We start from the raw sequence: 21,797 nt of genomic DNA, 5'->3' as shown, positions 1-21,797 counted from the left end.
GCTCCTCCGCTTGAGCGGCCGTCAAGGCATGTTGCATGCAGGCTGGGAGGTTTGCGCCAGCGGTCAGGCGTCAGCGGTCAGGCGGCGCGTACCTCGACCTCACCGGGCAGGGCCGCATCGGCTCCGAAGACCAGGTACCGGTTGGCGATCTTTTCACTGAAGAACCTGTCGTGGCTGACCACCACCACGGCGCCGGGGAAGTGCATGAGCGCCCGTTCCATGACCTGGGTGCTGGACAGGTCGAGGTGGTTGGTGGGCTCGTCCAGAAGCAGCACCGAGGCGCCGGACAGCAGGCACTGCGCCATGGCGACGCGCGCCTTCTGCCCGCCGGAGAGGTTCCCGATCTTCTGCTTGAGGTCCGCCTCGGAGAACTGGAACATCGCAAGGAACCGGTTGACGGACTTCTTCGTGGCGCTGAACGCCAGGCTGCCCGGCAGCGCGTTGACCGCGTGGGACACGGTATCGGCGTCGTCGAGCTCTTCAAGCATCCGGTTGTAGGACACGAAACCGGGGCCTTTTGCCCAGGAGACGACGCCGGCGTCTGCTTCTTCCTCCCCGGTCAGCACTTTCAGGAGGGTGGATTTGCCGCTGCCGTTCGCGCCGAGCACGACGATCCGGTTCCCGCGCCTGATTTCGAAGCCAAGGTCGTTGAAGAGTGCTTTGTCTCCGTAGGACTTGGCCAGCCCCTCCACCCGGCAGAGGACGTCCTTGACGTGCAGGCCGCCGTAGATCTCGGTGACGATCTGGTCCACCGGGCGGGGTGTACGTGATTTCTTGATCTTGGCCAGTTGGTTTCCCAACCCGCGGCTGGCGGCCTTGGCGGCCTCGCGGCGGTCGGCGATCCCTTCAGCCTCGAAGGCCAGCAGTTCGGATTCGTGCACAAACTGCTGTTCCAGGGATTTGAGGCGGAATTGCTTCTGCACGATGTATTCGCCGAAGTTGCCCGGGTACTCGTGCAGGTGGAAGTTTTCCACTTCGATGATCCGGGTGACGACGGCGTCGAGGAACTTCCGGTCGTGCGAGACGATGACTGCTGCACCCTTGAAGTCCCGGAACCAGCTTTCAAGCCATTCGACGCCAGCCACATCCAGGAAGTTGGTGGGCTCATCCAGCAGCAGCACATCCGGATCCTCAAGGAGGATCTTTGCCAGCGCGGCCCGGTTGCGCCAGCCGCCGGACAGTTCGTCAATGGCGCACACCCTGTGGGCGTCGCTGAAGCCCAGCGTCGTCAGGACCTTGTCGATCCGCCGGGGGTAGTCCCAGCCGTCGAGGCGGTCCATCTCCTCGAACAGTTCGGCCTGGCGGGCAATCAACCGGTCGAGTTCTGCTGCTGCGGGGTCCCCGGCAATGGCTGCGTCTATGGCCGCCAGTTCTTGCTCGACAGCCTTGATCTCCGAGAACAGTCCATCCAGGACATCGGTAATGGTTAATTCCCCGTTGAGCTCGGAGAACTGGGAGAAGTAGCCGATCCGAGTCCCCGGATCCACGGTGACCGTTCCGGCGTCCGGAGTGAGCCGGTCAAGGATCAGCTGGAGCATGGTGGTCTTGCCGGAACCGTTCTTCCCGATGAGGCCCACCCTGTCGCGCGGTTCGAGGCGGAAGAAGGCCTCACGCAGTATCTGGGTGTTTTCGAATCGCACGCTGACATCTTGCAGCCGGACAAGGCTCATTGCTGCTGTCCTCTCGGGAGTGGTTCACGGGTGCGCAGTGCCGGGCCGGCAACGGGAAAGCTCCCCCACCCGGTGCTGGCACCGGATGAGGGAGCTTGTTTTTGTGGAGCTAAGGGGATTCGAACCCCTGACCTCTTCGATGCGAACGAAGCGCTCTACCAACTGAGCTATAGCCCCCGGTCGGATGCCATTCCTTCGGAGGAATTCCTGGAACAGGCAAACCAGTGTCCCTAGGCTACAAACTATCTGCGCGCTTCGCCAGCCAGCCCGCGAATGTCTCAGTTCCGTACCGGTGCTCCGGGACCAAGTTGCCGCCCTCCCGCAGGTATCTGCCGGTGGCACCGGGCAGGGGCAGCCGGACCAGGCGGGCGCGGGATCCGCTAAAGTTCTTCCAGGTTTCCGCCAGTTCCGCCATTCCGTTGACTGCCGGGCCGCCCACAGTCCGGAGCCGGTGGAGCTCCTGCGAGGGCTTCTCGAAGGCCGCTTCGAGCAGTGCCGAGGCAGCCTCGCCGGGCGCTATGGTCTGAAACCGGGCACCCTTGATCACCGGAATGAGTCCCACCCTCGCGCCGGCCGCGAAAAGCTGTGCCAGGAGGCTGTGAAACTGGGTGGCGCGCACGGTGACGGTCTCAAGGGAAGACGCCGCATAGCGGCCTTCCTTATCCGCCTTGGACCGATAGAAGCTCAGGGGCACCTGGTCGCAGTTAATGATGGACAGCAGCACAGCCTTGCGGACACCCGCATCGTTCGCTGCGTTGAGGAGGCGGGCGCCGCCGGCCGCGAAATCTTTGAGGCCCCGCCCTGATCTGCCCTCGAGGCAGTCAATAACGACGGCGGCACCGGCCAGTGCGGCCGCTAGCCCTTCACCGGTGGTGACGTCTGCGCGGTAGTAGTCCGCGCCGTCGTACGCCCCTTCGTCGCCGGGGACAGGCGGGTACCGGCTGATAACGGAAACTTCGTGGCCCAGCTGCAACGCCTGGCGGACCACCTCACGGCCAACCTGTCCGGTACCGCCGGCAACACAGATGCGGGTCATGCTCCAGACGTTACAGGCTCAAGCCCGGCGGCGCTGCAGGACGTCGTCCAGGTTGCTCAAGGCGCTCTGTGCCTTGGTCAGGGGCTTGGGAGCACCACCGGAGGCAGCCGCCGCCGCCGCCGGCCCCTGCTTGAGGGACGGCTTCCCTACAGCTTTCGGAGCTTCGGGCAGGTCCAGCGGATCAGGAGCCGCCCGTTCTGCCTTGGCAGCTTCCACGTACGTCGGCTTGGGAACGTCGACAGGCTCCCAGCTGGAGTCCGCGCTGACAGCCGAGCCAGGCGCAGTGGCGGTGCGGAGCGCAGTGTCCCCGGAGGCCTTCGCCTCGGCGAGGGCCGCTTCACGCAGTTCCTGGGCCGTCAGCGGCTTCATCTTTGGCTTGTTCCCTGCTTCGGCGTCGAAAAGGGGAATTTCCGGAGCGTCCACGGCAGGTTCCCGGCTGGGACGCGGCACGACAGTGCGCGTCTGCCGTTCCGGCGCTGTCATGGCCGCCCGGAAGGCAGCGTTCATTTTGGCGCGCCGGTCACGCACTGCCAGACGCCGCAGCAGAGCGACGGCGGCGATAGCCGCGAAAAGGGACCCGACAGGCAACCAGGACGAGCCCATCCCGAAAACACGGAAGATGCCGGCCACCACCCCGGTGAGCAGGGCTACCACCCCCACGAGCGCGATGGCGCATCGTCCGTATCGGATCCTCAGTGCACCCGGTCGCGCCGTCGCCGGCCCCGGGCCGGCTGCGGTTGTCACGGACCCCTGGGCGGATCCGGTGGCCTGCTTGGTTACCATTGGTTTCTCCTGCTGGGCGGCCATCTTCATGACGTTTCCGGCTTGGGGGTCTGCGGGTTCGGCGAAGTTGATTTCGGACATCAGCTCGGCTGCGGGTTGAAGCTGATGCCGGCGGTTCCTGAGTACATAAGGGGCCACCCACACAATCCAGAGCGCAACAGCGACAACAAGGATCACTGAGCTGCTAAGGGGGAAGTCCACATTCAAAACCGTATGAGCAATTGGCCGACAGCTCTGGCATTAGCTCCGGTGTGTCGCAGGGCAGGTGGCAAATCAATGGATTTATGACGAAGAACACGCCAGGAAAACCCGGGCACCGCGGGTGGAAAGCCAACAGGCCCGATCAGGCAGGGCGGCTTCGCAGCCACCTGGCCAGCAGCCCTTCCGGAACTTCATCGGACGTCAGCGCAAAGGACCGGTGGTCCGCCCATTCACCGTTGATGTGCAGGAACCGCGGCCGGTAGCCTTCGTCCCGGAAACCGAGCTTTTCCACCACCCTCAGGCTGGGCCCGTTTTCAGGCCTGATGTTGATCTCCATCCGGTGCAGCCCGAGGGTTCCGAAGCAGTAGTCGGTGGCCATGGCAACGGCCGTGGGTGCGATCCCCCTGCCGGCACAGGACTTGTCCACCCAGTATCCAAGCGTCGCCATCATCGCCGAGCCCCAGACGATGGATGACACGGTAAGTTGACCAACGATAACGGGGTCGCGCCGGGACGGCGTGCGCTCGGCGATCACAAAAGGCAACGCCGTGGCCTGGGCAGCCTGGGCGTTGAGGGACCTCACCATTTGCCGATAGTCCGGCAGAGCCCCTCCCGGGGCCGGATTCGAGGCCTCCCACGGTGCCAGCCATTCGGAATTGCGCGACCGCACCGCCATCCATTCCTTGCGATCACGGTACCGGATGGGGCGCAGCACAATGTCACCGCATTCCAGCGTCACCGGCCAGATGCTGCCCCGCATGGGACGTTACTTGGCCAGGGAGGAGGTGAATTCCGGCAGCCACTCCCGCAGCCCGGGGCCGAGGTCCTCGCTGTCGCAGGCCAGCTGGACGCAGGCCTTCAGGTAGCTGAGTTTGTCGCCGGTGTCGTAACGGCGGCCGCGGAACACGACGCCGTAAACGCCGTACCCTTCGCCCTCCCCTGCAGCAAGTTCCTGGAGTGCGTCCGTCAGTTGGATTTCCCCGCCCCTGCCCGGTTCGGTGCGTTCGAGGACGTCGAAGACTGCCGGGTGGAGGACGTAGCGGCCGATCACGGCCAGGTTGGACGGCGCCTCCGCGGCATCCGGCTTTTCCACGAGCTTCCTGATCCGCACGAAGCCGTTCATGTCTGTTTCGTCGATGTCGGCGCAGCCATAGGCGCTGATCTGGGACGACTCCACCTCAATGAGTGCCACCACGGAACCACCGGTCTTGGCCTGCACTTCGATCATTTTGCTGAGCAGTTCGTCGCGGGCGTCGATGAGGTCGTCGCCAAGCAGAACCGCAAAGGGCTCATGGCCGACGTGCTGCTTCGCCCGCAGCACGGCGTGGCCGAGGCCCATGGGGTCGCCCTGGCGGACGTAGTGGATGTCACCGAGGTTGCTTGCGGCCTGGATGGCTTCAAGCTTGGCAGTATCGCCCTTGGCTTCGAGGGTGGCCTCCAGCGAAGGGACCCGGTCGAAGTGGTCTTCGAGGGCGCGCTTGTTCCGGCCGGTGATCATCAGGATGTCGGTGAGGCCTACGCTGACAGCTTCTTCGACGACATACTGGATCGCGGGCTTGTCCACGACCGGCAGCATTTCCTTGGGCATGGCCTTGGTCGCCGGAAGGAACCGGGTGCCGAGGCCGGCAGCAGGAATGACAGCCTTGCGGACGGAGGTATTGGTGGTAGTCACTGGACTAATCTAACGTCAGGGACCAAACATTGGGTAATTGCCCGAACCGCCATGGCTGGCCCCCGCATCGGGGCCTCCGGTCGCGGCCTCCTGACTTGGAAGGACGGCATCGATGCCATCGAAGGAAGAGATCCGCTCGGCCCACAGAAGCCAGCGTGCGGCTTTCCCGCCCGGCAGCCTGGACGCTGCCGGTGCCGGTATCGCCCGGCACGGGCTCCAATGGGCCGCCATGGTTGCGGCCGGTGAGCGCAGCACTTTTGCCGTGTACCTGGGGGTTGGAACCGAGCCTCCGACCCTTCCGCTCATTGCGGCTTTGCATGGCACCGGGCATCGCGTGCTGTTGCCGGTCTGTGGACCTGACCGCACCCTTTCCTGGGTCTACTGGACTCCGGCAACCGTATTCGTCCGCAGCAGTTATGCGCCCATCGAGGAACCCGTCGGAGAACAGCACGGCAGCGAAGCAATGGCCGGAGTAGCCGGGCTCTTTGTCCCCGCCACGGCAGTGGACTTGTCGGGCAACAGGATCGGGCAGGGCGGAGGCTACTACGATAAGTTCCTCGCCTCGCTGGAGGCTGCGGGCCGACCTGTGCCCGCGGCGGCGGTGGTCTTTGACAGCGAAGTCCTGCCGGCCGGCAGCATCCCCGCAGAGTCCTTTGACCGCAAGGTACCGGTTGCTGTTACGCCGTCACGAATCGCGAAGCTCATGTGAAACCCGCCCGTTGCGGATGATAGAATTGGCACTCAGGCCCTGCGACTGCTAAAGGGGAAACCTGCCGAGAGACTTCGGCAGTGATTTCCCGACAGGCAGCACGGGACCTGCTCGTTTGTCCCAGAGGAGGATTTCCAGTGCCCACGTATGCATATGCCTGCAAGGACTGCAGCCACGCCTTCGAGATCGTGCAGTCGTTCACCGACAGCTCCCTCACCTCCTGCCCCGAGTGCGAGGGGACCCTGCGCAAGAAGTTCAACAGCGTAGGCGTCGTGTTCAAGGGTTCGGGCTTCTACCGGACGGATTCCCGCGATTCCAAGGGCAGCAGCGTTTCGCCTGCCCCGGCAGCCGCTCCGGCGCCTGCCACCGCCGCCGCCAACTGAGGATAAGCCGGCGATCCGCCGCTCCAGCACCGTTCCTCCAAGCACTGGTACTCCAGTGGAGTAGACGGTACTAAAGGTGCGAGTGCCCTGCCAGGCCGGTTATCCACATAGGGCCGGGCTGTGCTGTCCGCATGACAGCTGGCATCCGTAGCCTGTCGGTATGCCCTCCATCCTTCGCAGCAACGGACTTTCCTCGCCCCGGCAGATCTTTGGAACCGGACGCCCCGGCCGTGCAGGGCCTTCCGGACTGCGGCGCTTCTCCTCGTCGCTGAACCGCAACCGGAGGCTCGTCGTCGCACTGCTGCTGTGCGCTGCCGCCGGCATCGCCGTACAGCAGCTGACTCCGGCGCCGGCCCACACAGTCACTGCCCTTGCTTCGGCGCGCGACCTTCCCGCCGGAGCAGCATTGTCAGGCAATGAGCTGGTGCCCGTGAAGGTGCCGCCGGGGATGATGCCCGCCGGGGCCTTCACGGACGTCTCCTCCCTGCAGGGGAAACAGCTGGCCGCACCGCTGCGGAAGGGTCAGCTGATCTCCGATACTCAGATACTCGGACCGGGGCTGCTGGCAGGCACGGAACCCGGATCTGCAGCTGTGCCCCTGAGGATGGCGGATCCGGCGTCCATCCAGCTCGTGGCGCCGGGCCAACTGGTCAACATTGTGATGACCAACGGAAGCGACTTCGGCAAGACTGCGGAATCGGAAGTGCTGGCAGCCTCCGTGCCGGTCCTGTGGACCTCGGGTCAGGGCGGACAAACCGGACAATGGCTGGGAACCGGAGAAACAGAGGGGCTCATAGTGGTCGCGGCGGATCCGGACCAGGCACGCCGCCTCGCAGGCTCCTCAACCCAGGGAAAGCTCTTCTTTGTGCTGGTGGGATCACAGGGCTAGCTGCACCCGGCTGGCTTGACCGGCCGCAGGTGCACCACCGGCTGCGGGCGGCTCAGCCCCAGTGCGGCGGCTTCTGCTCCTGGAGCCAGGCGTCGTGGTCGTAGTCAGAAGCGTCTCCCCAGCGCTTCGGGTCATCCTCGGAAGCCTTGTTCGGCAGCACTCCTGAGGGAACGCCAACACCGGCCTGCTGCAGGGACCTCTCCGGTGCTGAATCGTCCTGTCCGCTCCGGGGGGTGTCCTGGCTGCCAGTTGCCTTGCTGTTTGAGTCCATGCCGTCTTCCTTGATGTCTTCCGCTGCCTCAGTGCCCGCGCCACGGAGCTCATCCCGGGATACGCGGCCCTGCTCCAAGGATACCGAGTGCGTGTCCCCGGCAGCCACACTGCCGGAATTGCCGCCTTCGGACTCGGCTGTCTCACGTGGCCCGTTGTTGCCGCGGTCGGCGCTGTTCAGCGTCAGGTTGTCCACGTCGTCCTCGAAGAACGCCTGCGAGGCGGAGGAGAAGCCGCTGACCACCGGCTTCTCCAGCCCGAGGTATCCACCGATCCGGTCAGCGCAGGCGGACGGGTCGGTAAATACCTCGATCGTCCACAGCGGCATGTAGCGCCAGCCGAGCCGCTCGAGCAGTTGCGGCCGGAGCCTGCTCCGTCCACGGACGCTCATGCGCCGGTATTGCTCAGTGCCGTCGGACTCGATTGCCACAGGCCTGGGGATTTCGGCGTCATCATGCCCGATGGAATTCACCGGATCCGCGGCAGCGGCGACGTCAAGCACACCGTCATACTGATGCCAGACCCGGGCTCCCCGGGCACGCAGCCTGTCAGCCAGGTCTGCCACGAGGGGATCGGCCCCCAGTGCCTGCTCGCTCGCCGCGGCGCGGGACGCGGGCGTACCCAGGTCAGTGTTGCCTGCAATCTCACGGTCGAGCAGCTCATAGAAGTCGAGGGCGCCGTGGCTGAGCCGGCTGACGTCCAGGTCTTCCGGTTTGAAGCAGCTAAGCACATGCAGCGATCGCCGGGCTCGGGTCATGGCCAGCGCAAACTTCGCCCGGCCCCCTTCGGCGGACAGCGGCCCGAAGTTGTGGAGCGCCCGGCCGTGCGGCGTGCGGCCGTACCCCGGGGAGAAAATTACGTGGTCGCGGACCAGGCCCTGGGCCCGTTCGAGGTCCACCACCCGGAAGGATTCCGGTCCGGCCGTGAAGAAGCTTGCCAGCAGCGGGTAATTGGGCAGCTGCAGCCGGATGGCCTCGCCGATCCTGGCGGCGTGGCGGAGGCTTGCCGTGACGACGGCAAGGGAGGTCCTTGGCCGCAGGCGGGCGTGCTCAAACACGAGCTCAACCACCCGGTTGACCTCTGCCACGGCGGACTCCACGCCTTCCTGGTCAGCGCTCGGAAGACCGGTACCGTCCGGCAGGTATTCCACCAGCAGGGCGCGGTCCAGTCCGGTGGCGGTCTGACCTTCCGGGAGCCTGTGCAGGCGGCCGTCGTAGAAGCTCTTGCTCAACTGCAGCACGAGATCCTCGTCGACTGCCCGGTAAGCGCAGGTCAGGCGCCGGGTCGGCAGCACGGCGGACAGGGCCGTGTAGGCGCTCTCGACGCTTTGGTGGGCAGTCTCGCCGGCGGCCAACCGCTCGACGCCGACAGTAAACGTCCGGGGACTTGCGATCTTGTCGTCGCCGAAGGCAACCACCTGCCTGGCCCGGGCGATGGCCGGGAGGACCGCCTGAAGGGAAGTGGCTTCTGCGTCGAGGATGACAACGGCGTCGAACTTCTGTTCAGCCGGGAGCAGGCCGGTCATGAGGTAGGGGCTTACCGACCAGACCGGCACCAGCATGGGGACCAGGGCCGGGGCCTGGGCCGTCAGGGCGGCGAGGGTGACCCGGCCGTCTTTAAGGAGGCTCCGGAGCAGGTCCGCCTGCCGGGGATTCTCGGCAATGCCTGCGCGCCACCGTTCGGCCAGCGTCCACCGCAAGCGTGCCGCGCCGCTGGCGATGTGGGCGTTGTCCGCCAGGCGGTATTCGGCCTCGAGCTGTCGCAGGGCGTCGCCGTCGGACATTGCCAGGTAGTCGTCGCCGCTGATCATCGCTTCAAGGGCTGACTGCCACCAGGCAAGTTCCAGCTCTGCCGCGACGGATTCCGCGGGCACTTCCCGCTCGGCCAGGTCCGCGAGCAGTTCGCCTAGTCCATGCTCACGCATGTTCTCGATGAGAAGCGTCCGCTCCGGAAGGGTCTTGAGGGTCCGGGTGTCGGCAACCAGCCGCTCCAGGCGCTCCATCAGTTCTTCATAGGGCGTGTTCTGAAGGTCGCCGCCTGCCGCGGTGTGCCTGACGGCCGCACCCAGCTGGGCAAGTTCCCGCTCCAGGCTGCGGTACATCACGTTCACTTCGCCCAGGCCGGACGGCACTGCGGGGTGCCGCTGCGTGGTGGCGTAATCCGCCCACAGCGCCCGCTGCTCCTGGACCAGTACCAGCGAACTGTGGAGGTCCGCAATGTGCACGCCGGGCCGGACGTATTCCTTGGCCACGCGGCGCAACCGGGAACGTTGCATGGAGGGCATCTCGATGTTGCGTTCGCGGCGCCACGGGGAGGTGGCTGTCGCCGAGATGAGGTCGTGGACCGGCCGGTCGAAGATGTCCGGGGTGAACTTGTCCAGGCTCTCCCTGACCGCCATCAGCAACTCGAGCTGGGCACCCCATTCCTGGAAGGTGGTCCCGAGGCGGATTTGGGCGTGCTCGGCGACTTCGTTCATACGGTTGCGCAGCACCGGCAGGTTCTTCTCGACCGAGCGCGCAACGTCCTGTGCCTCTTCGGTTTCCTTGCGGGTCAGGAGCCGGGCGCCGTGCCAGGGGCTGGCCGTGGAAGCCCGGCTGAAGCTGCCCAGTTCGGCTGCACGGCGGAGCCTTCCGGCAAGTTCCTCGCGGTCGCGGATGTTGTCCAGGACGCTGCGCTTCAGGCGCACGGTAGTGGCGGGCGGCGTCGGCTGGATGGACGTCAGCTCGGCCAGCGACTGCATGGCCTGATAGGGCGAGCAACCCCAGCGCTGGCGGACGTTGTGGAGCGAGGCCACGTGGTCCATGAGCGCATGCCGGTGCTCCGCAAGCGTGGTGTGCAGGTTTTCGAGCTGGGGCTGAAGCGACTTTTCGTTCCGGACAATGGCACGCACCAACTGTCCCTTGAGCTGTAGCGGCGTCGCCGTTCCGGACAGGGCAAACAGGATGGACTCGAGGCCCAGTGCTTCCAGCTGGGCGCCGATTTCACTGAGGCTGGCCCGGCGGTCGCCCACAACCAGGACGGTCTTCCCTTCGTCAACCAGGGCGCCGATGGTGTTGATGGCAGTCTGGGTCTGTCCTGTGCCCGGCGGGCTGCTGACCAGGAGGGAATCGCCCGCGCGCACGGCGTCCACCACATACTGCTGATCGGCGTCGGCGTCGAGAAGCAGCAGCTCGTCGGCCGGGTCCCGCTGGTCGATATCCTGGAACCGGTCTTCCGCGAGCTCGGCCACTTCCACGGACTCCCCTGCCGCAGAGCGGGCCAGGGCAGCGACGAGGGGGTTGTTCTGGTTGATCCACGGGTCATCGAGGTTGCCGGATAGATCCGCGAACGTGGAAACGAGCAGGTTGTGTTCCACCTCGGCGCCATGGATAGGCTTGATGAGCGTCCCCAGGCGGTCCAGGACGGGCTGGGGATCGAACCGTGCCGTGCTGTACGCCATCCGGGTTACAGCGTTGACATCGAAGACTATCCCGTGGATGGTCTTCAGATGCCTGATAAGCGCCGGATTGATCTGGGCCTGCTCCGTCAGCTGGAGTTCGTAATCGTCCTCCCCCGGGCGGACCGTAAGGGAAATGGCGGTCAGCATTACCGGCGCAGACACACGCTGGGGTTTTCCGCCGACAGCCGACGTCCAGGACACAGTTCCGGCCGAAAAATACCCGGCGTCGATGCCACGGTCATTACTAAGCTCAAAAATCTTCGAGCGGAGGTTGCGCGAAGCCCTCGCCGCAACAACGTACTGATCGTGATCCCGGATCAGCGTCGACAGGCGTGTGCGCCGCCCCGCCATGAGCTGCGCCAATCCGGACGGATGCGCATGCGTGATGTCGATGGAACCTTCCGGCGTTTTGGTGAAACGCAGCATGGTGTCTGCTCCGGTGACCGGTTTAAGCCCCGACAGCCACTTCCTGAGCTCCTCGGAGCCCTCTGGGAGGCCTTGAACAACTGACACTACTGCCTTCTTTTCTGCGTTTGCACGTGAAGCCCTGGACCATACCGGCATACTTTCGAGCGTAGCCCGTATCGGGCCCCAGTGAGAGACCGCAACACTGGGGCGGGCCAAATTTGCGCCGGATTTGGGGAGAATAAAGCAAAGTGGCCGGCCTCATCGCTGAGGCCGGCCACTCACAGTGCTATTCCCACTCGATGGTTCCCGGCGGCTTGCTGGTCACGTCCAGCACCACGCGGTTGACGCCTTCCACCTCGTTGGTGATTCTGTTGGAGATCCTGGCCAGCAGGTCGTACGGAAGCCGCGACCAGTCGGCCGTCATGGCGTCTTCGGACGAAACGGGACGCAGGACTATCGGATGGCCGTAAGTCCGGCCGTCGCCCTGGACGCCGACGCTGCGGACATCCGCCAGCAGCACCACCGGCATCTGCCACACGTCGTTGTCCAGGCCGGCTGCAGTGAGCTCGGCACGGGCTATCGCGTCGGCCTTGCGGAGCAGGTCCAGGCGTTCCTTGGTCACTTCGCCGACGATGCGGATGCCGAGGCCGGGACCAGGGAAGGGCTGGCGGCCCACGATTTCCTGCGGCAGTCCCAGCTGGGCGCCGACAGCGCGGACCTCGTCCTTGAAGAGCGCACGAAGCGGCTCGACGAGTTCGAACTGCAGGTCCTCCGGCAGGCCGCCCACGTTGTGGTGGCTCTTGATGTTGGCCGCACCTTCGCCGCCGCCGGATTCTACGACGTCGGGGTACAGGGTCCCCTGTACCAGGAACTTGATCTTTTCACCGTGGGCGGCTGCCTCGGCGATGATGGCAAGTTCGGCTTCCTCAAAGGCGCGGATAAATTCGCGGCCGATGATCTTGCGCTTGGTCTCGGGATCGCTGACCCCGGCCAGTGCCGCCTGGAACCTCTCCTGCTCGTTGGCAACGTAGAGCTTGACGCCCGTCGCTGCCACGAAGTCGCGTTCAACCTGCTCGGCCTCGCCTTCGCGGAGAAGTCCGTGGTCTACGAACACACAGGTCAGCTGATCGCCCACGGCGCGCTGGACGAGGGCAGCCGCCACGGCAGAGTCGACGCCGCCGGAGAGGCCGCAAATGACCCTGGCGTCCCCGATCTGCTTACGGATCCGGTCCACCTGTTCCTCGAGGATGTTCCCGGTGGTCCAGTTGGGCTCGAGCTTGGCGCCCTTGAACAGGAAGTTCTCGAGCACCTGCTGGCCGTATGCGGAGTGCTTGACCTCGGGGTGCCACTGCACGCCGTAAAGACACTTCTCTTCGTTGGCGAATGCGGCGACGGGAGCGCCGGCGGTGGTGGCCAGAACTTCAAAGCCTTCCGGTGCTTCCTGCACGGAATCACCATGGCTCATCCAGGTGTTCTGGTGATGCGGCAAACCGTCCAGGATGGACCGGGCCTCCCCCACGGTGGTCGCTTCCGTGGCGCCGTACTCCCGCAGGCCCGTCTGGGCGACCGTGCCGCCCAATGCGTTGGCCATCGCCTGGAAGCCGTAGCAGATGCCGAAGACCGGGATCCCGGCTTCAAAGAGGTCGGCACCCACACTCGGTGCGCCTTCCGCGTACACGCTGGAAGGGCCACCGGAAAGGATGATGGCGGCGGGGTTCTTGGCCAGCAGTTGTTCGGTGCTGTAGGTATGCGGAACCACTTCCGAATACACATTTGCTTCCCGGACGCGGCGGGCAATCAGCTGCGCGTACTGGGCACCGTAGTCAACAACCAGCACCGGCTTCTGGGAAGTCTGGGATGCAGTGGGAGTAGTCACCGTACTAGCCTACTTGGCGCCGCCGTCCGGCCGCACATTGAGAAGCCCCGCGTAAGCGAACTCACAGGACGTGACCCGCCTGCTCAGTAGCGCTTGGAGGCCTGCGGATTCGCGGCGAGTTCCGCTTCCACCTCGGCGTGGAACTTCTTCTCCACGATGAAGGACAGGAGCGGGATGACACCGCCCAGGGCCAGGAGGATGAGCTTCGCGAACGGCCACCGCATCAGCGACCACAGACGGAAATTGGACATCAGGTACACGACGTACATCCAGCCGTGCACAATCAGCACCGTGACGGAGACGTTCACTCCCCCAAGCACGCCCTGCGGCTCGGCGTCTGCGAACCCGAAGCCAAACGGCTGGCCTGTCACCGCGTTGGTGCCGCCTGCGAACAAGTACTGGCCGAAGGCGTACCGCGCAACCAGTTCGGCGCAGAGCAGCAGGAGCATTCCGCCGGTGAGGTATGCCATGACTTTGTAGAACTTCAGGGCGGACCGGATCTGGGCTTCAGTCCCGCCGAACCTGCGCTTCTTGACGGTGCCCGATCCGCCGGTCTGGGACGGCTGGGGCTGGATGGCCGGCTTGGGATCGATCATGGCTGTACCTTTTGTTCGGTCGGGCTGGGGTTTTCTGATGTGCCGGCCTGTGGTCCGGCCTGCGGAGGTCCTTCTTCGCTTTCGCGGTGCGCATTGTGTTCGTCGTCGAACTCGTCCTCGAGGTCCCGGCGGTAGTCGTCCTTCACCATCCGCCACCAGATGAACAGCGCGAAGCCAGCGAAAACTATCCACTCAACCGAGTAGAAGAGATTGAGCCAGTTCACCTGCTGGGCCGGGGGCTGCGGGCCGATGTTCAGGGGCTTCAGGTCACCGTTGACCGCCGCTGCGCTGACGTCGGCGCCGGCTGCCATTTCGGAGGTGGCTGCCACGAACCCCGGATAGCTGCTGACTTCCCAAGTGTTGATCAGTTCCGCCACGGATACTGCCGTGGCGCGACCGGGGCCGGGAGCCGTGCCGGGCAGCGGGGCTTCGGACGGCAGGAGCCGTCCGGTCAGTTCAATGGTGCCCGACGGCGGGGCGCCGGCTTGCGCGGCGTCGGCCACCCATCCGCGGGCGACCGGGATCCACGTCCGGGGCGTCGCCCCGACGCCGCTGAGGACAGGGGCGTCCTGGACCGAAAACGCCGTTACGACCCAGAACCCGGTAGCGCCATCATGAAGGCGGCCGGGGACCAGCACCTGCTTGTCGGGATCGTAGGATCCCTTCGCCGTGACCATCTGGTCCGCCACGGAGCCGTGGAAGAATTCACCCGGCTGCAGCACAGTGACCAGCGGCCTGGTGTCTTCCGTGCCGGACGAAACCGGTGCTTCCGGTTGAGTGGAGCGGCCGAACTGCCACTGGCTCAGCAGCACGAAAACCCCGGAAATGACGATCGCGAACACGAGTCCGGCGATCCAGCGGGGTTTGAGGGCAGTTTTCAACACACCTTAACCGTACTTCGTCCTCGTGTAGAACAACGAAACGGGTCCCGCCCCTAGTGGTCGAAGAACACCAGGCTGGAGTTGATGAGCTCGGCGATCACTTCGGGGTCGTAGGCCCGGCGGAGGGACTCCCTGAACGATTCCTTTGACAGCGAACGGGCCAGGGTGGCCAGGACTTCGAGGTGGTCGGAAAATGAACTTGCCGGCGTCGCAATCAACAGAATAACCGTCGCCGGGCCGTCGGCCGCCCCGAAGTCAAGGGCCTTTCCGTACTTGGTGATCCCCACCGCGATTGACGTCCGCGAAACGAACTCGCTGCGGGCGTGCGGCAGGCCGACTCCCCCGGGCAGGCCGGTGGCCAGCTGGTGCTCGCGGGCGTTGACATGCTTCAGGAAGCCGTCGAGGTCCGAAACCCTGCCCGCCGCGTAGAGGCGTTCAGCCAGCTGGGTCGCCGCATCGGTCTTGTCCTTGGCATCAAGCTCAAGAATCACCATTTCCGGTGTGGTGAGTTCGGCATCGTACCGGTCCAGTGGTTCCGCCAAGAGTTGTCCCTTCAGTGAGGCAGGAGGCGCGCATCAGGCATCCGCATCGCCTCAGCGCAACGGGACGATGTCCTCGACCCCCAGGCGTGCGGCGTCGGCGGATTCGTCGTCCGGCTGCTCCTGGCTCAGCCGTTCGGCTTCCACCCGGGCAAGGTAATGCTTGATTTCGCTTTCGCGCTGCGCGTCGCTCCAGCCAAGAATTTCTCCCATCAGCTTAGCGACTACCGGGACGGCGGACACACCCCGGTCCCAGGACTCGATGGAAATCCGTGTTCTGCGCGTCAAAACGTCGTGTACATGACGTGCGCCTTCGTGGGTTGCCGCGTAGACGGCTTCGGCCTGCAGGTAGTCGTCGGCGCCGGGCAGCGGTTCAGCCAGTGCAGGGTTCTCCTTGATCAGCGCCAGGACCTCCGTGACCATTGACCCGTACCGGTTGAGCAGGTGTTCAATCCGGGCCACGTGCACGCCGGACTCTTCCGCCGTCCGGTTACGGCGGTTCCACGCCGCTTTGAACCCGCTGGCTCCCAGCAGGGGAATGGAATCAGTACAGCTCGGCGCCACGCGCTCGTCCATGCTGCGCGTCGCTTCATCGACGGCATCCTTGGCCATGACCCGGTAGGTGGTCCATTTACCGCCGGCCACCACCACCAGGCCCGGCACCGGGTGGGCCACCACATGTTCGCGGGAAAGCTTGGCCGTGGAGTCGTTCTCTCCCGCGAGGAGGGGACGCAGCCCGGCATAGACGCCTTCGACGTCTTCCCTGGTCAGGGGCCGCTTGAGCACCTTGTTAACGTGTTCGAGGATGTAGTCGATGTCCTTGCTGGACGCTGCCGGATGGGCTTTGTCGAGATGCCAGTCAGTGTCCGTCGTGCCGATAATCCAGTGCCGGCCCCACGGAATGACGAACAAGACGGATTTTTCGGTCCGCAGAATCAGGCCGACGGTTGACTGGAACCGGTCGCGCGGCACCACGAGGTGGATACCTTTGGAGGCGCGCACCTTCAGCTGCCCGCGGTCCGTCACCATGGCCTGGGTCTCGTCGGTCCAGACACCGGTTGCGTTGATAACCTGCTTGGCCCGGATGCTGAAAGTGGAGCCGTCCTCGCGGTTGACCACCTTCGCGCCCACCACCCGCTCACCTTCGCGCAGGAAGTCCACCACTGCAGTCTGGTTGACTGCATGGGCCCCGTAGTACGCGGCCGTGCGGATCAGGTTGGCCACGTACTTGGCGTCGTCAACCTGGCCGTCGTAGTAGCGGATGGACCCGACGAAGGCGTCGTCCTTCAGGCTTGGAGCAGCGCGCAGCGTGCCCCGGCGGGAGAGGTGCTTGTGGAACGGAACGCCCCGCTGGTGGCCGCTGGAAATTGACATGACGTCGTAGAGGGCAATTCCCGCGCCGACATACGGCCGCTCGAGGAAAGGCTTGGTCAGGGGGTACAGGAAGGGAACGGGCCGGGCCAGGTGGGGGGCGATCTCCGACAGAAGCAGGCCGCGTTCATGAAGCGCTTCCTTCACCAGCGCGAAATCCAGCATTTCGAGGTAACGGAGGCCGCCATGAATGAGCTTGGAGGAGCGCGACGAGGTACCTGCCGCCCAGTCACTGGCCTCCACGATGCCCACGCTGAGCCCCCGGGTCACAGCATCCAGGGCAGCACCGGTGCCCACGATGCCACCGCCGACAATGAGGATGTCCAGTTCCTTGCCGGGCTCCATTGTCGCCTTGAGCGCCGCCAGGGACGCTTCCCGGGCAGCCGGGCCGAGTGCCCCCTGCTGAAAGGACGAACCTCCGGAAGAACTGTTCATTTCACGCCTCCATCCGCATCAAACCTCGTAGTTCACCAGACTACTTCCTAGGCATGCGGATGGGCAGGGCTCTTTTTGCTGGCGGCCCCGGGGTCCGGGACCGCCTCAGTTCCGGAAGGCGCGTCAGTTTCCGGAGTACGGGGAAACGACGACGTCGACCCGCTGGAATTCCTTCAGGTCCGAATAGCCGGTGGTCGCCATCGAGCGGCGGAGGGCGCCGATCAGGTTGGACGTGCCGTTGGTGTGGTGTCCCGGGCCGAAGAGGACCTCCTCCAGCGGACCCACGGTGCCGACGTTGACCCTGTCGCCGCGCGGCAACTCCAGGTGGTGGGCCTCCTGGCCCCAGTGCCAGCCCTTGCCCGGCGCTTCTTCAGCCCGCGCCAGGGCACTGCCGAGCATCACGGCGTCGGCGCCCATGGCGATGGCCTTGACGATATCGCCGGAGGACCCCATGCCGCCGTCGGCAATCACGTGAACGTAACGGCCGCCGGACTCGTCCATGTAGTCGCGGCGGGCGGCGGCGACGTCGGAAATTGCCGAGGCCATGGGCGAGTGGATGCCCAGGGCGCGGCGGGTGGTGGTGGTGGCGCCGCCGCCGAAGCCCACCAGCACGCCCGCAGCGCCGGTGCGCATGAGGTGTAGGGCCGGGGTGTAACCGGCCGCGCCGCCCACGATCACCGGAACGTCCAGCTCGTAGATGAACTGCTTGAGGTTCAGCGGTTCATGGTCCTTGGAGACGTGTTCAGCGGAGACCGTGGTTCCACGGATGACGAAGATGTCCACGCCGGCGGCTACCACGGTCTTGTAGTGTTCCTGGGTGCGCTGCGGCGTGAGCGAGCCGGCAACGGTCACGCCGGCGGCACGGATTTCGGCCAGGCGGGACGTAATCAGTTCCGGCTGGATGGGAGCCTGGTAGAGCTCCTGCATCCGGCGGGTGACGGCAGGGCTGTTGGTCTCGTCCTCCAGCGCCCCGATCTGGTCGAGGACCGACTGGGGGTCCTCATACCGGGTCCACAGCCCTTCAAGGTCCAGCACGCCCAGCCCGCCGAGGCGGCCCAGTGCAATGGCGGTCTCGGGAGACATCGCCGAATCCATGGGCGCGGCGATGACCGGCATATCGAACTTGTAGGCATCTATCTGCCACGAGACCGAAACGTCCTTGGGATCACGCGTCCGACGGTTGGGGACGATCGCGATGTCATCCAGGGAGTAGGCACGACGCCCACGCTTGCCACGGCCAATCTCAATCTCATAAGTCACGTGACCACTTTACTTGACCACGCGGGATACGGCGGGGCGACTCCCCGCCGTCATCATGGAAACTGATAGTCCACACTTTATTGACTGCTTTTGTCAACTATTTACAACTTGTGAAAATACCTTTACGTTTACTCTCGGTTACCACCTGATCCAGCACGTGACCGTCCATCACTCCACCCTCCGGGCCACACCTATGCCCGATCCGAGAAAGAAGCTCCTTTTGGCAAAAGCAGCAAGTGCACCAATCAGGCGCCATCGCATACTGGCCCTGTCGCTCGCCACATCAGTCGGCACCCTGGCCTTCGCCAGTTCACCGGTCTTCGCCACCACCGAAGCCGACGGCGGTTCCGCCCCGGCCGCGGTCCAAAGCACTCGGGTGCAGGATGTGGCCGCCGGCGAGGCCTACACGAAGTTCATCGTGGACTACAAGGAGACCGCCGCCAACGACACGCCGAACGGCCGCGCCAACGCCTGGGGAAAGGCGGCCAACGCCCAGGGCGTGACAGTGAAGGAGGTCCGCACGCTGGCTACCGGCGGAACGCTGATCGAGGCGGACAGGGCCCTGGCAGGGCAGGCGGCCGAGGACTTCATGGCTGGAATTGCGGCCTCGGGGTCGGTCGAATCCGTCGAGCCCGACGCGCGGATGACAGTGGCGCTCACACCCAACGACCCGCGCTACGGCGAACAATGGGATTTCACCGCGACCAACGGTATGCGTATTCCCGGAGCCTGGGACGTCGCCACCGGGACCGGCGTGACAGTGGCCGTGATCGACACCGGCATCACGGCCCACCCTGACCTGGATGCGAACGTGCTCCCCGGTTATGACTTTGTCTCCGACGCCACCGCGGCACGGGACGGGAACGGACGCGACGCCAATGCGCAGGACCAGGGCGACTGGTACGCCGCGGGCGAGTGCGGCCAGACGACCGCCGGCAACAGTTCCTGGCACGGCACCCACGTCGCCGGCACCGTGGCCGCCGTGACCGGCAACGCCACCGGTGTGGCCGGTGTGGCACCCAACGCCAAAGTGGTGCCGGTCCGCGTCCTGGCAAAGTGCGGGGGTTCGCTGTCCGACATCGCCGACGCGATCATCTGGTCAGCCGGCGGTACCGTCTCGGGCATCCCGGCCAATGCCAACCCGGCAAAGGTCATCAATATGAGCCTGGGCGGATCCGGCTCCTGCGGCACTACCTACCAGGCGGCCATCGATTCCGCGATGTCGCGGGGGGCCACCGTCGTGGTTGCCGCCGGCAACAGCAACCAGGATGCCTCCGGTTTCCGTCCGGCGAACTGCAACAACGTTGTGAGCGTGGCTGCGAGCAATCCGAGCGGCAGCCTCTCCTACTACTCCAACTACGGTGCCACGGTTGACCTGACCGCGCCGGGCGGAGACGTCCGGGTGACCGGCGGCGGAATCCTCTCCACCATCAACACGGGCACCACTACGCCATCCGCTGCGGGCTATGCCAACTATCAGGGAACGTCCATGGCGGCTCCGCACGTGGCCGGGCTCGCCGCACTGATGAAATCCAAGACTTCTTCGCTCACCCCGGCCCAGGTTGAGTCCACGCTCAAGCAGGGAACCCGCGCCATGCCCGGCGGTTGCACCACCGGCTGCGGCGCCGGCCTCTCTGACGCCACCAAGACTATGGGACTGCTGGGCGGGACCACTCCCCCGCCGTCCGGCAATCTCCTGCTGAACCCCGGCTTCGAAGAGGGCGCTGTCTCCTGGACCTCCGACCACGCCGACACGTTTGAAACCGGAACGAATGCCCGGACGGGTTCCCGTTTCGCAGGACTCAACGGCTGGGGCCAGGCGACGTCCTACAAGCTGGACCAGGCATTCGCAGTGCCCTCCACCGTGTCCGCCGCGTCGCTGTCCTTCTACTTGAAAGTGCAGTCCGACGAAACCACTGCCAGCTCGGCCTATGACACGCTCAAAGTCCAGGTGATCAGCGGCGGCACCACCGCCACGCTGGCCACGTACTCCAACCTCAACGAGTCCGCCGGCTACGTGCAGAAGCAGTTGGACCTTTCCGCCTACAAGGGCAAGAGCGTCACCCTTCGCTTCCTGGGCGTCGAGGATTCATCGCTGTCGACTTACTTCTACCTTGATGACACGTCCGTGACCACCTCCTAGCTCTTTGCTCGGATGAGGAAGGAACCGCCGGCCGCGCACTCCTGCGCGGCCGGCGGTTCCTGCATGGGAACAAGTCCCCATCGCAACGACTTCGATTCATGGAATAGTTTGGACGGAGAAACCGCGGGCAGCCATCGCCCGCACAAACAATTTGGGGGACACCATGGCGCCAGGCTTTTACGGTGCTGACATCAACCAGCTTCGAACGCTGTCAAAATCCCTGGGGCAATCGGGAGCGCGGCTGAAGAACGTGGAATCGACCGTCAATTCCCTGGTTCAGTCGGCCGCCTGGAAGGGCTCAGACGGCGACAAGTTCCGCAGTGAATGGGCTTCCACCCTGCGGCCCATGCTGAACCGTTCCTCGGAATCGCTTAACAGCCAGTCGAAGCTCCTGCTGGCCCATGCCAACGACCAGGAACAGGCCAGTAACGCCGGAAGCGGCCACACCCCATCCCCGGTGCCGGGTGCCCCGGCACCGGCATCCCCGTCGGCGCCGGCTCAAGAACGGAACTGGGGCGATGCCTTTACGGACCCCAACTACGAACACGCGCCGTCGGGACTTGAATGGCTGCTTGAGAAGGGCATAACTGAGGACGGCAACGCCACCTCGGACATTGCCAGCGCCCTGCAGTTTGTCGCAGACAAGTTCAGCTGGAACCTCGAACTCGCGCAGGTCGAAAAGGGGGTCAGCAAGTTCTTTGACGCCATGAGGGGCGTCGGCAAGGGCCTCGTTGGGCTGGGCATCGTCCTGGGCGCCCTCGATATCGCGTCAGGCATCGAGAACCGCGATCCCTTCCGGGTCGCTGATGGGGCAGTTGGCGGAGGCCTGGCTTTAGCCGCGGGAATCGCCGCCGCCAGCGGCGTCGGACTGCCTGTTGCGGCAGCCATCGGCGGTGCCGGCCTCGTGTGGGGCCTGGCGTCCATGGCCTCCGGCGACGTACCTGTAACCAAGAGGATCTGGGACTTCGGCTCGGGGGTGGTGGGCGGGGTCAAGGACCTTGCCAACGGCGCGGTTGAGGGGGCGAAGGATCTGGCCGATGGCGCCAAGGATGCCCGGGGTTGGGTCGGCGGTAAGCTCGGATTCGGCTAGCAGACCGCGGCGGGGCGGCCCCGGTGCATAAGGCAGCAACAGCGGACCATAAGGAACACATGACTGAGCAGACATTGCCCGACACGGCGTACCGTGTCACGAGCCACGAAATTTTGGCCCTACTCGCGTTCGAGCCAGGGCCGGGG

Annotated in this window: 17 protein-coding genes and 1 tRNA gene; 5 read left to right on the top strand and 13 right to left on the bottom strand. The window is 65.1% G+C overall.

From position 1 onward, the window contains the following. Positions 1 to 77: 77 nt before the first annotated feature. From ACFVWT_RS03125 to galU, 6 genes are all read right to left on the bottom strand, one after another. Complete coding sequence (locus ACFVWT_RS03125; RefSeq protein ID WP_390245116.1) at positions 78 to 1,640, bottom strand: ABC-F family ATP-binding cassette domain-containing protein; 1,563 nt, start codon at positions 1,638 to 1,640, stop codon at positions 78 to 80. Between the two features lie 134 nt (positions 1,641 to 1,774). After that, a tRNA-Ala gene (locus ACFVWT_RS03120) sits at positions 1,775 to 1,847 on the bottom strand. A 58-nt stretch (positions 1,848 to 1,905) separates the two neighbouring features. After that, complete coding sequence (locus ACFVWT_RS03115; protein ID WP_390245114.1) at positions 1,906 to 2,706, bottom strand: SDR family oxidoreductase; 801 nt, start codon at positions 2,704 to 2,706, stop codon at positions 1,906 to 1,908. Between the two features lie 18 nt (positions 2,707 to 2,724). Continuing rightward, positions 2,725 to 3,690: a hypothetical protein gene (locus ACFVWT_RS03110; protein WP_390245112.1), complete on the bottom strand. Its 966-nt coding sequence runs from the start codon at positions 3,688 to 3,690 to the stop codon at positions 2,725 to 2,727. A 142-nt stretch (positions 3,691 to 3,832) separates the two neighbouring features. Next, positions 3,833 to 4,450, bottom strand: a complete 618-nt coding sequence (locus ACFVWT_RS03105) for a GNAT family N-acetyltransferase (RefSeq protein WP_390245110.1) — start codon at positions 4,448 to 4,450, stop codon at positions 3,833 to 3,835. Positions 4,451 to 4,456: 6 nt separating this feature from the next. After that, a complete protein-coding gene (galU, locus tag ACFVWT_RS03100; RefSeq protein WP_390245108.1) occupies positions 4,457 to 5,362 on the bottom strand; it encodes a UTP--glucose-1-phosphate uridylyltransferase GalU in 906 nt (301 codons plus the stop codon). A gap of 112 nt (positions 5,363 to 5,474) precedes the next feature. On the opposite strand from galU, the gene ACFVWT_RS03095 reads away from it, so the two are divergent. The 3 genes from ACFVWT_RS03095 (at position 5,475) to ACFVWT_RS03085 (ending at position 7,343) form a co-directional block, all read left to right on the top strand. Next, positions 5,475 to 6,071 carry a 5-formyltetrahydrofolate cyclo-ligase gene (locus ACFVWT_RS03095; RefSeq protein ID WP_390245107.1) on the top strand — a complete coding sequence of 199 codons (597 nt, stop codon included), beginning with the start codon at positions 5,475 to 5,477 and terminating at the stop codon, positions 6,069 to 6,071. Positions 6,072 to 6,208: 137 nt separating this feature from the next. Further along, positions 6,209 to 6,454 (top strand): FmdB family zinc ribbon protein, encoded by a 246-nt coding sequence (locus ACFVWT_RS03090; protein ID WP_390245105.1) that lies wholly within the window; start codon positions 6,209 to 6,211, stop codon positions 6,452 to 6,454. A 160-nt stretch (positions 6,455 to 6,614) separates the two neighbouring features. Further along, positions 6,615 to 7,343 carry a Flp pilus assembly protein CpaB gene (locus ACFVWT_RS03085; RefSeq protein WP_390245104.1) on the top strand — a complete coding sequence of 243 codons (729 nt, stop codon included), beginning with the start codon at positions 6,615 to 6,617 and terminating at the stop codon, positions 7,341 to 7,343. Between the two features lie 52 nt (positions 7,344 to 7,395). Here ACFVWT_RS03085 and ACFVWT_RS03080 read toward each other — a convergent pair whose 3' ends face one another. The 7 genes from ACFVWT_RS03080 to ACFVWT_RS03050 form a co-directional block, all read right to left on the bottom strand. Then, the gene (locus ACFVWT_RS03080) at positions 7,396 to 11,616 is read right to left on the bottom strand and encodes an AAA family ATPase (protein WP_390245102.1); all 4,221 of its coding nucleotides are present in this window, start codon (positions 11,614 to 11,616) and stop codon (positions 7,396 to 7,398) included. A gap of 130 nt (positions 11,617 to 11,746) precedes the next feature. Beyond that, entirely contained in the window at positions 11,747 to 13,336 is a 1,590-nt protein-coding gene (guaA, locus tag ACFVWT_RS03075; protein ID WP_390245100.1) for a glutamine-hydrolyzing GMP synthase, read from the bottom strand. Positions 13,337 to 13,419: 83 nt separating this feature from the next. Further along, entirely contained in the window at positions 13,420 to 13,932 is a 513-nt protein-coding gene (locus ACFVWT_RS03070) for a DUF3817 domain-containing protein (RefSeq protein ID WP_390245098.1), read from the bottom strand. Further along, complete coding sequence (locus ACFVWT_RS03065; protein WP_390245096.1) at positions 13,929 to 14,816, bottom strand: SURF1 family protein; 888 nt, start codon at positions 14,814 to 14,816, stop codon at positions 13,929 to 13,931. Before ACFVWT_RS03065 ends, ACFVWT_RS03070 begins: the two co-directional genes overlap by 4 nt. A 50-nt stretch (positions 14,817 to 14,866) precedes the next feature. After that, positions 14,867 to 15,355: a PTS sugar transporter subunit IIA gene (locus tag ACFVWT_RS03060; RefSeq protein WP_390245094.1), complete on the bottom strand. Its 489-nt coding sequence runs from the start codon at positions 15,353 to 15,355 to the stop codon at positions 14,867 to 14,869. Positions 15,356 to 15,406: 51 nt separating this feature from the next. Then, positions 15,407 to 17,158, bottom strand: coding sequence for a glycerol-3-phosphate dehydrogenase/oxidase (locus ACFVWT_RS03055; protein ID WP_390245092.1), 1,752 nt, complete (start codon positions 17,156 to 17,158; stop codon positions 15,407 to 15,409). 123 nt (positions 17,159 to 17,281) lie between these two features. Then, on the bottom strand, positions 17,282 to 18,418 hold the full coding sequence (locus tag ACFVWT_RS03050) for a GuaB3 family IMP dehydrogenase-related protein (protein ID WP_043482875.1): 1,137 nt from the start codon (positions 18,416 to 18,418) through the stop codon (positions 17,282 to 17,284). A 220-nt stretch (positions 18,419 to 18,638) separates the two neighbouring features. Here ACFVWT_RS03050 and ACFVWT_RS03045 point away from each other — a divergent pair, with 220 nt between their 5' ends. Both ACFVWT_RS03045 and ACFVWT_RS03040 read left to right on the top strand, forming a co-directional pair. Further along, positions 18,639 to 20,561 (top strand): S8 family serine peptidase, encoded by a 1,923-nt coding sequence (locus ACFVWT_RS03045; RefSeq protein WP_390245090.1) that lies wholly within the window; start codon positions 18,639 to 18,641, stop codon positions 20,559 to 20,561. A gap of 163 nt (positions 20,562 to 20,724) precedes the next feature. Continuing rightward, a complete protein-coding gene (locus ACFVWT_RS03040; protein ID WP_390245088.1) occupies positions 20,725 to 21,651 on the top strand; it encodes a hypothetical protein in 927 nt (308 codons plus the stop codon). The last annotated feature ends 146 nt before the right edge of the window (positions 21,652 to 21,797 follow it).

Origin of the sequence: Arthrobacter sp. NPDC058288 (assembly GCF_042880995.1) — a bacterium.
Lineage (GTDB): Bacteria > Actinomycetota > Actinomycetes > Actinomycetales > Micrococcaceae > Arthrobacter.
This window is presented reverse-complemented; position numbering and strand designations above follow the sequence as displayed.